The organism is Streptomyces rectiverticillatus (assembly GCF_013394065.1).
GTDB lineage: Bacteria > Actinomycetota > Actinomycetes > Streptomycetales > Streptomycetaceae > Streptomyces > Streptomyces rectiverticillatus.
The window spans coordinates 4,465,322-4,478,245 of record NZ_CP040752.1 but is presented as its reverse complement, the minus strand read 5'-3'; the positions used below and the strand labels follow the sequence as shown (position 1 = coordinate 4,478,245).

At 74.0% G+C, this 12,924-nt stretch carries 11 protein-coding genes; 6 read left to right on the top strand and 5 right to left on the bottom strand.

Annotated elements, in window-relative coordinates; all coding sequences use genetic code 11:
* Positions 1-19: 19 nt before the first annotated feature.
* The gene (locus FGW37_RS19610; RefSeq protein ID WP_179082237.1) at positions 20-1,519 is read right to left on the bottom strand and encodes an MFS transporter; all 1,500 of its coding nucleotides are present in this window, start codon (positions 1,517-1,519) and stop codon (positions 20-22) included.
* A gap of 104 nt (positions 1,520-1,623) precedes the next feature.
* Between FGW37_RS19610 and FGW37_RS33395 the strand changes: the two genes are divergently transcribed.
* Complete coding sequence (locus FGW37_RS33395) at positions 1,624-2,343, top strand: TetR/AcrR family transcriptional regulator (protein WP_246430457.1); 720 nt, start codon at positions 1,624-1,626, stop codon at positions 2,341-2,343.
* Positions 2,344-2,450: 107 nt separating this feature from the next.
* Here FGW37_RS33395 and FGW37_RS19600 read toward each other — a convergent pair whose 3' ends face one another.
* Positions 2,451-3,749 carry a M64 family metallopeptidase gene (locus FGW37_RS19600; protein WP_179082236.1) on the bottom strand — a complete coding sequence of 433 codons (1,299 nt, stop codon included), beginning with the start codon at positions 3,747-3,749 and terminating at the stop codon, positions 2,451-2,453.
* Positions 3,750-3,896: 147 nt separating this feature from the next.
* Positions 3,897-5,201 carry an alpha/beta fold hydrolase gene (locus FGW37_RS19595; RefSeq protein WP_179084793.1) on the bottom strand — a complete coding sequence of 435 codons (1,305 nt, stop codon included), beginning with the start codon at positions 5,199-5,201 and terminating at the stop codon, positions 3,897-3,899.
* Between the two features lie 212 nt (positions 5,202-5,413).
* On the opposite strand from FGW37_RS19595, the gene FGW37_RS19590 reads away from it, so the two are divergent.
* The 3 genes from FGW37_RS19590 to FGW37_RS19580 all read left to right on the top strand — a co-directional run bounded on the left by FGW37_RS19590 (position 5,414) and on the right by FGW37_RS19580 (position 9,191).
* Complete coding sequence (locus FGW37_RS19590; RefSeq protein WP_179082235.1) at positions 5,414-6,814, top strand: helix-turn-helix domain-containing protein; 1,401 nt, start codon at positions 5,414-5,416, stop codon at positions 6,812-6,814.
* Between the two features lie 467 nt (positions 6,815-7,281).
* Positions 7,282-8,034, top strand: a complete 753-nt coding sequence (locus tag FGW37_RS19585; protein WP_179082234.1) for a response regulator — start codon at positions 7,282-7,284, stop codon at positions 8,032-8,034.
* Complete coding sequence (locus FGW37_RS19580; RefSeq protein ID WP_425506555.1) at positions 8,031-9,191, top strand: sensor histidine kinase; 1,161 nt, start codon at positions 8,031-8,033, stop codon at positions 9,189-9,191. Before FGW37_RS19585 ends, FGW37_RS19580 begins: the two co-directional genes overlap by 4 nt.
* Before the next feature lie 87 nt (positions 9,192-9,278).
* Here FGW37_RS19580 and FGW37_RS19575 read toward each other — a convergent pair whose 3' ends face one another.
* A complete protein-coding gene (locus FGW37_RS19575) occupies positions 9,279-9,674 on the bottom strand; it encodes an STAS domain-containing protein (protein WP_179082233.1) in 396 nt (131 codons plus the stop codon).
* 426 nt (positions 9,675-10,100) lie between these two features.
* On the opposite strand from FGW37_RS19575, the gene FGW37_RS19570 reads away from it, so the two are divergent.
* Both FGW37_RS19570 and FGW37_RS19565 read left to right on the top strand, forming a co-directional pair.
* Positions 10,101-10,673, top strand: a complete 573-nt coding sequence (locus tag FGW37_RS19570) for a sigma-70 family RNA polymerase sigma factor (protein ID WP_179082232.1) — start codon at positions 10,101-10,103, stop codon at positions 10,671-10,673.
* Positions 10,670-11,905 carry a zf-HC2 domain-containing protein gene (locus tag FGW37_RS19565; protein WP_425506554.1) on the top strand — a complete coding sequence of 412 codons (1,236 nt, stop codon included), beginning with the start codon at positions 10,670-10,672 and terminating at the stop codon, positions 11,903-11,905. The genes FGW37_RS19570 and FGW37_RS19565 overlap by 4 nt, the downstream gene beginning before the upstream one ends.
* A gap of 118 nt (positions 11,906-12,023) precedes the next feature.
* Here FGW37_RS19565 and purU read toward each other — a convergent pair whose 3' ends face one another.
* Positions 12,024-12,917 (bottom strand): formyltetrahydrofolate deformylase, encoded by an 894-nt coding sequence (gene purU / locus FGW37_RS19560; protein WP_179082230.1) that lies wholly within the window; start codon positions 12,915-12,917, stop codon positions 12,024-12,026.
* Positions 12,918-12,924 lie beyond the last annotated feature (7 nt).

The following is a 12,924-nucleotide window of genomic DNA, read 5'->3' as shown; positions in this document are numbered from 1 at the left end:
GTGGTCGGGTGAGGGGAGTTCACGTGGCCTTGTGTGTCCGGCCCGGCAGTGCCAGCGCCCCCAGCGCCGCGCACGCCGTGAACGCCGAGGCGATCAGCAGCGCCCTGCCGTAGCCCGCGGCCAGGTCACCGGCCGGGTCGCCGGAGGCGCGTGCCGCCGCCGTGTGTGCGGCGACAGTGGCGAGCGCGGCCAGGCCGAGGGCACCGCCGATCTGGCGGGAGGAGTTGACGAGCCCGGAGGCCAGGCCCGCCTCGGCCGGGGCCGTGCCGCTGGTGGCGGCGGCCGTGACGGGCATCAGGGACAGGCCCGCGCCCAGGGTGGCCAGGAAGAAGGGGACGAGCACCGCGCTCGCGTACGTCCCTGCGCCGCCTCCCGCGCCCCCGCCGCCTCCCGTACCCCCGTCACCGATGCGCGACAGCCACAGGAGCCCCGCCGTGCTGATCGTCATGCCGGTGACGATCAGCGGGCGCGGCCCGGTGCGGGCGATGAGGCGGGTGGAGACCTGGGCGCCCACGACGATCGCGAGCGATCCGGGCAGGAAGGACAGACCCGCGCCGAGGGCGCTCTGCCCGAGCACCTGCTGGAAGTACAGGGAGAGCAGGAACCACATGGCGAACGCGGCCGCGCCCATGCCGAGGACGAGGAGGTTGGCGGTGGCGAGGGTGCGGCGGCGCAGGATCGCGAGCGGTACGAGCGGGTGGGCGACGCGGGCTTCGATCGCCACGAAGGCCGCGAGCAGCAGCACCCCGGCGGCGAACGACCCCCACACGTGCGGCGCGCCCCACCCGTGCGTCTCACTGGCGATGGTGCCGTGCACGAGGGCGGTGAGGCCGGCGGTGACGGACACGGCGCCGGGCAGGTCGAGGCGGCGCAGCCCGGCGGGGGCGGTGGCGGCGGCCGGTACGCAGGCGAGGGCTGCCGCCAGCAGGCCCGCGCCGATGGGGACGTTGACGAACAGCACCCACCGCCACCCGGCGTATTCGGTGAGCACGCCACCGATGACGCCGCCGACCGCGCCGCCCGCCGCCATGACTGCGCTCCAGGCGCCCATGGCCCGCGTGCGGGCGGCCGGTTCGGTGAACGTCCGCATGATCAGGGTGAGGGTGGCGGGCGCGAGGACGGCGCCGCCGACGCCCTGGACGGCGCGGGCGGCGATCAGCAGGGGGCCGCCGGGGGCGAGTCCGCCGACCAGGGAGGCGAGGGTGAAGGCGGTGACGCCGGCGAGGAAGGCGCGCCGGGTGCCGACGAGGTCGGCCGCGCGGCCGCCCAGGAGCAGCAGGCCTGCGAAGCCGAGGGTGTACGCGTTGACGATCCACTGCTGGCCGGCGGTGCCCAGGTGGAGTTCGGTGCGGATCGCCGGGAGGGCCACGTTCACGATGGACACGTCGAGGATGACCATGAACTGGGCCGTGCAGGCGATGACGAGGATCGCGGTGGTGGCGCGTGGGGGCCGTCCGGCCGAGGCCGGACCGGCCCTGCGTATGGCGGGACGTGGTGACGGGGGGTCGGCAGCGCGCATGGCAATCACGTCCTCCGGCGGGTGACGGAGCAGCAAGCGAAAGTAGAGGTGCTCTAAAAATGTAGCACCTCTATTTCTACTTGCCGGACGGCTACCCTGGGGGCATGACCAGCAGCACGACGACCAGGAGCGACACCGCGGCCGGCGGCAACGGCGCCGCGACCAGGAACGGCGCCACCACCGGGCTGCGCGGCCGTAAGCGCGAGCGCACCCGCCGCGCCATCGCCGAAGCCGCCTTCCGCCTCTTCGCGGAGGAGGGCTTCGACGCCGTGACGCTCACCCGGATCGCGGCCGCGGCGGACGTGGCGCCTGCCACCGTCTTCACGCACTACGCGTCGAAGGAGGACATCTTCTTCGGCCGCCGGGAGGAGTTCGAGGCGGGCATCGCCGAGGCCGTGGCGGGCGCGGCGACCGCCGTCGAGGTCGTCGACGGGGTGCACCGCGCCTGCGCCGCCGCCTTCGACGCGGTCCTGGACGAGGGCTCCCTCCCCCAGGCCCGCACCTTCTCCCGCATCCTGCTGAACAGCCCTGCTCTGCGCCGCAGTTACCTGCCGCTCGGCCAGACGCGCCGGGAGCAGCTGCTGGACCTGCTCCTGGAGCGGGCCGGGGAGCGCGCCGCGGACCCGGGGATACGGGCCGAGCTGGAGGTCTTCGCGTCCCTGACCGGCGCGGTCCGCGAGCTGTCCTTCGACGCGCTGCACGCCGCGCTGGCGGCGGACGAGCCGGCCGAGCGCGTGCGGGAGGCGGCTCACGCCGCGCTCGACCGTGGCTGCGACCGCCTCGCGTGCGCCTACGCCGACGCGCCGCTGCTGGATGCGGGCTGACGCCACGGTCGGCCGTCTACGAGCCGCCTGCCGGCGGTCTGCGGGCGGCCGGTCGCGCAGTTCCCCGCGCCCCTTAAGGGGCGCGTATCAGGCTTCGGCACGTGCGCTCAGCGCGTCACCTGCCACGTCAGCGAGCCCGTCAGCCGCTTGCGCAGCTCCGGGTCCAGGACCGCGTCCGTGCGGTCCACGGCGCGCGCCGTCAGCGTGTGCGGGCGGCCGTCGCCGGGTACGCCGAGCATCCGCGGGACGACCTCGGTCCGGCCGCGGGCGGCCACGGCTTCCAGCCCGTCCACGTACCAGCGCACGGTCGCCGTGGGCACGGCCGGCCGCACGACGACCCGCTCGCGGCGCGAGACCGTTCCGTACCGGCCGCTGTCGCTGGTCAGCACGCTCGCGTGGCGGTAGAAGCCCGCGATCATGGCTTCGCGCCCGGGCAGGTTGAACTCCCGGCCCAGCGTGCGCATGATCGAGTTTTCGGTGGGGCGGTAGAGGCCCTTGGGGTAGTAGCCGCCGCCCTCGTACGCGCCGACCGTGCCGCCGTCCGGCGAGGTCCGCCCGATCCAGCGGTACCACTTCTTGCGCTGCGCGCTCTGCTGCCCGGCGTCCAGCGTGCTGATGTTGGTGTCGCCCGGCTCGGCGCCGGTGTACGTGCCGTACTCGTCGTACTGGTACTCGTCGGCGAGCTTGCCGAGCGAGTGCCCGGTCTCGTGGACGGCGACCTGGTCGGACTTGGGGTGGTCGGAGGACGCGGTGGCGATGCCGTCGTAACCGGCCTGGGAGACCACGTCGTTGTAGCCCGCGCCGCCGTACTTGGCGGAGTTGGACAGGACGACGACGAGGTCGGCGGCCGGTGCCTTCGCCGCGTACGCCTCGACGCGCGCGGTGTCGACGCACAGCAGGCGCTCCACGTCGTCGCAGAAGAAATACGACCGCAAGGCGGTGTCCTTCTTGACGCCCTTGGCCGGGTCGTTGGTGACGCCGGACTCGCGGGAGACGGCGTCGACGGCCCACACGTTGAACAGGCCCGCGTACGAGGCGTAGGGCTCGACGGCCGACATCTTGGCCCACTTGGTGCGCACGGCGGCGTGGAAGGCGTCCTGCTGGCCCGCGGTGTAACCGTCGCCGATGAAGACGACGTCGAGCTTGGAGCCGACCGGGCCGTTGCTGACGACGGGGGTGACGTCCCCGTCGCCCTTCGCGGCGGGGGCGAGGGGGCGCGGCAGGGGCGGGGACGCGGGGATGGTGGTGTGGCGGGGGTGGCCGTCGGGGCCGGTGAAGTACTCGACGTCCTGTGTGCGTTGGGGCGTGACGGGCTTGTCCGGGCTCGCCGCCGCCGCGGGGGCCGTGGCGGCCAGGGCCGCCGCGAGGGCCAGGCCGCCGGCCGCGAGGGATATGCGTCTTCTCATGGGGGGTTCCTCCCGAGCTCCGCCACCGGTTAAGCGGCGGGTCAAGTCGCTTTAAGGCGCGGCTTAACGTAGGGGCCCGGGAGGCGCCCGGCAATGGATGCGGCCGAAGAAGCGGCTAAGAAGTAGCGGCTAAGGAGTCAGGTGACTTCACGCCTCGTCCCGTACGAGCCTCAGCAGCCGGTCCAGCACGACCCGTCCGCTCGCCCGTACGCCGTCGTGCTCGTACTCGTCGGTGACCCACGTCCGCAGCCCCCGGATCGCGCGTGCCGTGCGCAGGGAGTGCTCGGTGTCGACGTAGAGGTCGTCGTGGTAGACCGCCGCGGCGACCGGCACGGTGTTGCGGGCGAGGCGCTCGGGGTCGTAGAGCGGTGTCCATCCCTTGCGCTCGGCGAGGAGTTCGGCGGTGCGGCGCAGCGGGCGCAGGGCCGGGTGGGTGCGCAGCATCCAGGGGTGGACGGTCTCCCCGGTGAACAGGAAGCGGCCGCCGCCGGCACCGGCGTCGTCGTGCGGGTCGAACTGCGGGTACTCCGCCCGGATGCGCTCGGCCGACCAGTGCGTCGCCTGCCCGTCCTGGGCATAAATGGCCTCGTGGAGCAGTGCGTAGAGCGGGCAGTGGGCGCGGGAGAGGATCGCCGCGACCTCTTCGCCGAACGCGTCGGAGAGCCGCGGCCCGGCGACGGTGTCCACGAACGCGTCTTCCAGGAGGTAGTGCAGCCGGTGCGAGCCGTCTCCGGTGCCGAGGAGGATGCCGAGCTGCTGGAAGGCCTCGACGGTCAGGAGGGTGCCGTCGGCGAGCACCTCCTCGTGCTCCGCGAGGTGGGCGGCGATGCGGCGGGCGGCGGCCTCGTCGCCCGGGTAACGGTCGTAGTGGGCGAGGGACTTGCGCTCCATGCGCGGGTAGGCGGCACGGTAGACGGTGTCCGCGTCGGCGTCGAGGCCCGGGAGGCCGCCCGTGATCAGCACCTCGGCGAGGCCCTCGGGCGCGTGGGACAGGTAGGTGACCGCGCAGAAGCCGCCGAAGCTCTGCCCGAGCACCGTCCAGGGCCGGCCGCCGGTCAGCTGCCGCCGGATGAGCTCGCAGTCGCGGACGATGGAGTCGGCGCGGAAGTGCGCGAGGTAGTCGGCCTGCTGGGCGGGGGTGCCGCGCAGCGGGAGCGTCTGGCGGGTGGCGGGGGTGGAGCGGCCGGTGCCGCGCTGGTCGAGGAGGAGGACCCGGTAGTCCTCCAGGGCGCGGTCGAGCCAGTTCTCGCGGCCCACGGGGCGTCCGGCCGGGAAGCCGGGGCCGCCCTGGAGGTAGACGAGCCAGGGCAGGTCGTCGTGCTCGCGGGACAGGGCGACGACCTCGCGCGCGTAGATCCGTATGTGCTCGCCGTAGGGGGCGTCGTGGTCGAGCGGCACGTCGAAGTGGTGGTCGGTGAGGACGAGGCCGGGCTGGCGGTGGCGGCCGGTCACCGAGGGCACCGCCGCGCCTGCCGGTGCCTCACCGAGCGCCCCTCCGAGCCTCTGTGCGCCCCCCACGAGATCCTGCCCGTCGAGACCGTCCGGCATGGTTCCATCCTCACGTAGCTCACGTACTCGCGTACTCGCGTCTCACGACCTCACGCCGCGGCACGGGACCCCTGGCCCGGGGCATGCACGGCGTACCTGAAATGCACGCATCTGAAATGCACGGCGTAACCTACCGAGGGGCAGCAGTGGCCGAGAACAGCACCCACGGCATACGGGCCGACGGGCCCGCCGAGATCGGCCGGCGCGTGCTGCGGCTGCGCACGGCCAAGGGCCTCACCCAGCGCCAGCTGGCCGAGCCCGCCTATACGGCCGCCTACATCTCCACCCTGGAGTCCGGCCGCGTCCGCCCCTCCGAGACCGCCCTGCGCCACCTCGCCGACCGGCTCGGCACCACCGTCGACGAGCTCGCCACCGGCCGCCCCGCACACCTGGCCACCGGGCTGCGGCTGCGCCTCACCGACGCCCGCCGCACCCTGGCCACCGGAGCCGCCGAGGACGCCGCCGCGCTCTACGGGGCGCTGCACGAGGAGGCGGCGCACGCGGAGCTCGTCCCCGAGCGGGCCGCCGCGCTCCTCGGGCTCGGCGACTGCGCCCTGGAGACCGGCGACCTCTCCGCCGCCCGCGACCACTACGCCGCCGCCGAGGCGCTGCTGGCCGACGAGCCGCTGCCGCGCCGCGTCCCCGCGCTGCGCGGCCGCGCCACCGCCCACCTGCTGGCCGGGGAGCTGCGCTACGCCTGCTACCTGCTGGAGACGGCGCTCGACGAGCTGAACGCCTCGGGGCTGCACGACCCGGACGCGCTGCTGCTCCTCTACACGGCCTCCATCGCCCCCTACATGGACATGGGGGCGCATGCGCGGGCCGCGCACGCCGCGGAGCTGGCGCTCGCGCTGGCGCCCCAGGTGGACGATCCGGCGCTCGTCGCCGGCATGCACCGCGGCGTGGCCCGCACCTTGATCGCCGAGGGCCGCATCGCGGAGGCCGACGCCTCGCTCGCGAAGGCCCAGGAGCTCTACCAGCAGCTGCACATCCGCACCGAGCTCGCGCACTGCCACTGGATGCGCGGTTACGTCCGCGCGCAGAACGGCGACCTGGAGGGCGCCGAGAGCGAGCTGCGGACGGCGCGCGACATGCTGGCGTCGAAGCGGGCGGCACTGTTCACCGTGCAGGTGGAGGTGGAGCTGGCCGACGTGCTGCGGCGGCGGGGCAAGGCGGCCGAGGCGGAGCGGCTGCTGAGCCCGCTGCTGTCGCCGTCGGCGCTGGGCGCCGAGCGCGGCGCGGTGCACGCGGGCGGCGCGCACCGGCTGCTGGGTCTGATCGCGGAGGAGCGGGGGCTGACGGAGTCGGCGGAGGAGCACTACTGCGCGGCGTTGTCACTGCTGGAGCGCACGGGGGCGGCCGGAGACCTGGCCGATCTGTGCCGGCTGCTGGGTGATCTGCTGCGGCGCACGGGGCGGGTCGAGGCGGCGCTGGACGCCTACCGCACGGGGCTCGGGCACCGGGCCGCGCCGGGGACGACGACGCTGGGGCCGGCGCCGGCCGCGCCGCCCATGTGACGGCGCAGCGCGGCCTCGGCCCCTGTGCATACCCCTGTGTGCAGAGGGGATTTCCCCCGGCCGCGGGTCGCCGCCTGTGGGGGATGCGGCGACCCGCGGCCGTGTGCTGCGGCACCTCACACCGGTAGGTCAGTCCCGGCATGCTGCAGTACGGACAGCACTCTGCCGCCCGCACGCCCCGGGCGGAATCCCCCGTGGGTCCCGGCCCGCCCCCGCCGGTCGGAGGGGGTCCCTCCGCCCATCGGGGGGACCGGCCTGGTGCAAGATCGGACGGAGCGCCACGCTCCGTTTTCGGCCATGGTTGCCGGAACCGTGCGGCAGGCTGGAGGCGTGACGGGAACCGGACAGGGTGCGTGACCGGAACCGGAGCAGGAAGAACCGGCTCTAGCCGGTCGTGGAACGAGCGCGGACGAGCAGGGAGCGAGCGGCATGACACCGGGCAGCGGGCGTGGAAGAGGTAACGGCAGGTGATCCGTGTTGCGGTGGTCGACGACGAGCAGCTCGTCCGGTCCGGGCTGAGGATGATCCTGGGCACGGCCCCCGACATCGAGGTGGTCGCCGACTGCGGCGGCGGCGAGGCCGTCGCCACCGTGCGCGCCTGCGCCCCCGACGTCGTCCTGCTCGACATCCGGATGCCGGACGTCGACGGGCTGACCGTTCTCCGCGCGCTGCGCGACGCCCCGCAGCCGCCCGCCGTCGCCATGCTCACGACCTTCGACGCCAACGAGTACCTGGCGGCGGCCCTGCGCGGCGGCGCGACCGGCTTCCTCCTCAAGGACACCGACCCGGAGCAGCTCGTCCAGGCCGTACGGACCCTCGCGGCGGGCGGCAGCGTCCTCGACCCCGGCGTGACGCGCGCGGTCATCGGCGGCTACCTCGCGTCCGAGGCGGAGACGACGGCCGCCGAGGCGGTGGCGGCGCTCACCCCGCGCGAGCGGGAGGTGCTCGCGCACCTCGGCGCGGGGCTGGCCAACCCGCAGATCGCGCAGCGCATGGGGCTCGCGCCCAGCACGGTCAAGGACCACGTCCGTGCCGTGCTCGGCAAGCTCGGCGGCCTCAACCGCGTCCAGGCCGCGATCGTCGCCGACCGGGCCGGGCTCGTCGCCGCGCAGGGCAAGCACCGGCCGCAGGGCGAGGAGGCGGGGCGGACCCGGGGCGCGGGACAGGTGCACGGTGCGGGACAGGTGCAGGGCGCCGGGCCACCGGGCGGCGCCGCGTGACCGCACCCGCCGGAGTCCGGCCGGGCTCCCGGCTCGGCTCCCGGCTCCCCTCGCGGACGCGCACCGCCGTGCTGCTGGTGGTGCCCGCACTGATCGCCGCCCTTGACGCGGTGCTGGTCCACGGGCCGGGGCTCGGCATGGACCTCGGGGTGTCGCTGCTGGCCGCGGTCGCACTGCTGTGGCGCAGGCGCCTCCCGCTCACCGTCTTCGCGGTGACGCTGCCCGGCATCTACATCGGCTACATCTGGTTCGCCCCGATGATCGCGCTGTACACGGTGGCGACGCTGCGCCCGGACCGGCGGCTGCTCGTCGGGGCGGCCGCGCTGCTGGCCGTCGCGCACTTCCTGCCGTACCCGATCTCGGAGCTGTCCTTCGACGACCGGCGCGAGGTGGCACTGGACTTCGTCGACGCGTGCGTCACCGCCGCCACGCCCGTCGCGCTCGGCCTGCTCACCCGCACCCGGCGCGAGCTCGCCTCCCGGCTGGACGAGCTGACGCGCAGCCGGGCGCGCGAGGACCGGCTGCTCGCCGACCAGGTCCTGGCCACCGAGCGGGCCCGGCTCGCCCGCGAGATGCACGACGTCGTCGCCCACCAGGTCAGCCTGATCAGCCTGCAGGCCGGCGCCGTGCAGATCAGCACGGGGGACGCCCAGGCGCGCGAGGGGGCCCGCAGGATCCGCGAGCTGTCCGTGCGCACGCTCGAGGAGCTGCGGCACATGGTGGGCATCCTGCGCGCCGCCGGAGCCGACACCGAGGAGCTCACCCCGCAGCCGCGCCTCGCGGACCTGCCGCGGCTGATCGAGCTGAGCGCGCTCGACGTGACGTACGAGAACACCTGCGGCACGCGGACCGCACGCTCCGAAGCGGTCGAGCGGGCGGCATTCCGTACGGTGCAGGAAGCGCTGACCAACGCCCGTAAGCACGCACCGGGCGCACATGTACGGGTGCGGCTGGCGGAGGACGCCGCGGAGACGCTTCTGGTGGAGATCCGCAACGGGCCGCCGGACGCGGCCGTACCGGCGCCCGGGCTGCCCGGCGGCGGGCACGGTCTGGTGGGACTGCGCGAGCGGGCGCAGAGCCTGGGCGGAACGCTGGAGGCGCATGCGACGCGGGAGGGCGGCTTCGTCGTGCGGGCCGGATTCCCGCGGGAGGGGTAGGGAGCAGGCCTTCCTGAGGGGGCCCTGTCGAGGGGACCTTCCTGGGCGGGCCTTCCTGCGGAGCCCTGCCAAGGGGGGCTGCTGCTCCTACGCGGACTGCGCGGGGAGGGGTTCGCCGCTGTCGCGGCCCTCGTGGGTGGCCGTGGCCAGGTCCGGATAGATCTCGAAGAGGCGGCGCACCCCGAGTGCGCCGAGCACCCTGTTGACGTGGGAGCCGTCCGCCGCGCCGCCCTGCGGCGGAAGGATGAGTCTCAGGCGCCCCTGGCAGGAGCGCATCAGGCGGCGGGCGGCGATCAGCACGCCGACGCCGCTGGAGTCGCAGAAGCGCACCTCGGCCAGGTCGAGCACGAGGCTGCGCCGTCCGTCGGCGACCGCGTCGTGCACGCGTTGCCGGACCACCGGCGACGTCACCAGGTCCATCTCGCCGGAGACCCGGAGGACGGCCCAGTCCCCCCGCTCGGCGTCCTTCACCTTCAACGTCACGCGCTCGAAGCCCCTTCGCTCGGTCTCTCGCTCCCCGGAACGGACCTTTCCGCAGCCGTGGCTGCCCGGCGTCTCCCCCGTCTCTCCCTCGTGAAACGCCGAGGGGCCGAACCGGCCCCCAACGAGCCTATGCCCAGCTCGAACCCTTAATCCCCAAAGTTCCGGTCACACCCGCATAACACATCGGCACATTCGCGCACGTCCGATCCGTAACGATCGGCCAGATGTGCGGAAAGTGACCGGGTCAATACCATCCGGGGCCGTTCGGCGGGGCGATCTTCACGATGTTCCCTGCAAAGACGGCCTGACTGTCGGATCCGGCCACTACATTCGAGGAGTATGTGAGCGTGAGCACAAGCGTTGCGCGCCGCGGGTAGCGGTCACGAGTGCGACGTACACCAGCGCGAGGCGGACGGAGGGGCACACATGGCGACCGACGCATCAGCAGCACCACCCCGGTGGGACCGCAAGATGCAGCAGCGGCTCGCGCATGGCGAGGCCGCCGCCCTCGGCGAGCTCTACGACCGCTTCGCCTCCCTCGTGCACACCCTCGCCCACCGCGTCCTCGGGGACGAGGCCGGAGCCGACCGCGTCACGCGCGAGGTTTTCGGCCATGTCTGGGAGCATCCCGGCGAGTTCGACCCCCGCGAGGGCTCGCTGCGCTCCTGGATCGCCGGGCTCACCCACCGTCAGGCCGTCGAGCGGCTGCGGCAGTCGCAGAGCGACGGCGCGGCCACGCCCGACGAGATCGAGGAGAAGGTCCGCGCAGCGTCCGCCGCCGCCCGCGCCGACTACATCGTCACCTCCATGCCGGCCCCGCTGCGCGCCGCCCTCGACCTCGCCTACCTGCGCCGTCTCGACTACCGCCGGGCCGCCGCCCACCTCGGTGTCACCGAGGACGAGGCGCGCCGCCGGCTGCGCCTGGGCCTGCAGCTGCTCTCCACCGCGCACCCCGGGCCGCGCGCCGTCGCGCCGCCCGCGCACGGAGGAGCACTGTGAGCGAGGCGTCCGGCCGGGGCGGGCCCGGCCGTCAAGACGGAAACGGCGCTTCCGGTCCGCCCCGGCCGCCGCGCATACCGCTGCCCCGGGCCGCCGCCGAGGACACCGCCCGGTGGCCGGAAGCCGCCCCCGCCCCTGCTGCCGAGACGGCTCCGATCGCTCCCGAGACGGCCCCGATGTCGCACAAGATACTCAAATCCCTCCTCGGCGCCTGGGCCCTCGCCGCCTGCTCCCCCGAGGAGACCACCGCCGTCGAGGCACACCTGACCGACTGCGCCACCTGCGCGGACGAGGCCGTACGGCTGCGCGAAGCCGTCGCCCTGCTGCACCCGGAGGACAATCTGGACCTCGACCCGCGGCTGCGCTCCCGCGTGCTCGCCTCCTGCCTGGGCCGCCGCCCGGCCCGCGTCCCCCTGCCCTCCTGGGTCGCCCCCTACGACGCGGAGACCGCCCGGCTCGACGCCCTCCTGCGCGACTTCGGCGAGGCGGAGTGGCAGGCGCAGGTGCGGCTCCAGTGGTTCGACGGATCGCAGGCCGTGGAGCGCGACATGACGGTCGCCGCGGTCATCGCCCACCTCACGGCGGCCGACGGCTCCGTCGCCGCGGCCCTGGGCCTCCCCGAGCCGCCGGAGGGGGAGGCGGAGGCCGCAGCGGGCCCGCCCGGCGCGGTGCGCACGGAGTGGCGGCAGCAGGGGCACGCGCTGATACGGAGCGCGTCGTTCGCCGACGGCGGCGCCGCGGAACTGCCCGTCCCGTACGGACGGTTCGCCCTCCCCCTGCGCGATGCGTTCCTCGACCGGGCCTTCGAGTGCTGGATCCACGCGGAGGACATCGCCGAAGCCGTCGACTACCCCTACCGCCCACCCTCGCCCGGCCACCTCCACGACCTGGTCGACCTGACCGCCCGCATGCTCCCCACGGCCATCGCCGACCGCCGCCGCGCCGGCCTCGCCCCGCCGCCGCGCACCCTGGCCGCGGTGGGCGCCCCGGGCCGCACGCTGCACCTGGAGGTCGAAGGCAGCGGCGGCGGCCACTGGTACGTCCCCCTCGACTCCCCCGCGGCCGGAGCCGCCCCGGAGGACGAGGTCGCCCACGTGGCCCTGGACGCCCTGGAGTTCTGCCGCCTGGCCGCGGGCCACATCCACCCGGAGGAGGCCGCAGCGGGCCACACGGGGGATCGTGAGGCCATCCTGGACGCCTTGTACGCGACGGCTTCGTTGTCGCGCATGTAGTCGCGCATGCAGGAGACGCCGGAACGGCCTGTGGCCCGCATCGAGGATGCGGGCCACAGGCCGTTCCGCAGGTTCTGCGGGTTCTACGGGCTCTGCAGGTTCTACGGGTCCTGCAGTGCTACGCGAAGACGACCGTCCGCCGCCCGTTCAGGAGCACCCGGTGCTCGCTGTGCCACTTCACCGCGCGCGCGAGCGCCTGGCACTCCACGTCGCGGCCGATGGCGACGAGCTGCTCCGGGGTGACCTCGTGGCCGACGCGCTCGACCTCCTGCTCGATGATCGGGCCCTCGTCGAGGTCCGCGGTCACATAGTGCGCGGTGGCACCGATCAGCTTCACGCCGCGCGCGTGCGCCTGGTGGTACGGCCTCGCGCCCTTGAAGCTCGGCAGGAAGGAGTGATGAATGTTGATGATCTTGCCGGAGAGGACCTTGCAGAGGTCGTCGGAGAGCACCTGCATGTAGCGGGCGAGGACGACCAGCTCGACGTCCTCCGCCTGGACGAGCTCCAGGAGCTTCGCCTCCGCCTCCGGCTTGTTGTCCTTCGTGACCGGAATGTGGTGGAAGGGGACGCCGTAGGAGCCGACGAGCTCGGCGAAGTCGGTGTGGTTGGAGACCACGGCGGCGATCTCCACCGGCAGGGCGCCGATCCGGGAGCGGAAGAGCAGGTCGTTCAGGCAGTGGCCGAACTTGGACACCATCAGGACGATGCGCATCTTCTCGTCGGCCCGGTGGATCTGCCAGTCCATGTGGAACGAGTCCCCGATGGCGGCGAAGCTGGCCCGCAGCTTCTCCACGGTGACGGGCGCCTCCGCGCCGAAGTGGACGCGCATGAAGAAGAGCCCGGTGTCGCGGTCACCGAACTGCTGGCTGTCCTCGATGTTGCACCCGGTCATGAAGAGATAGCTGGACACCGCGTGGACGATGCCCTGCTTGTCGGGGCAGGAGAGGGTGAGGACGTACTGCTCGGGCTGCGCTGGGGCCCCTTCGGCGGCAGGGGACTGGGAGGCGTTCATAGCCCAA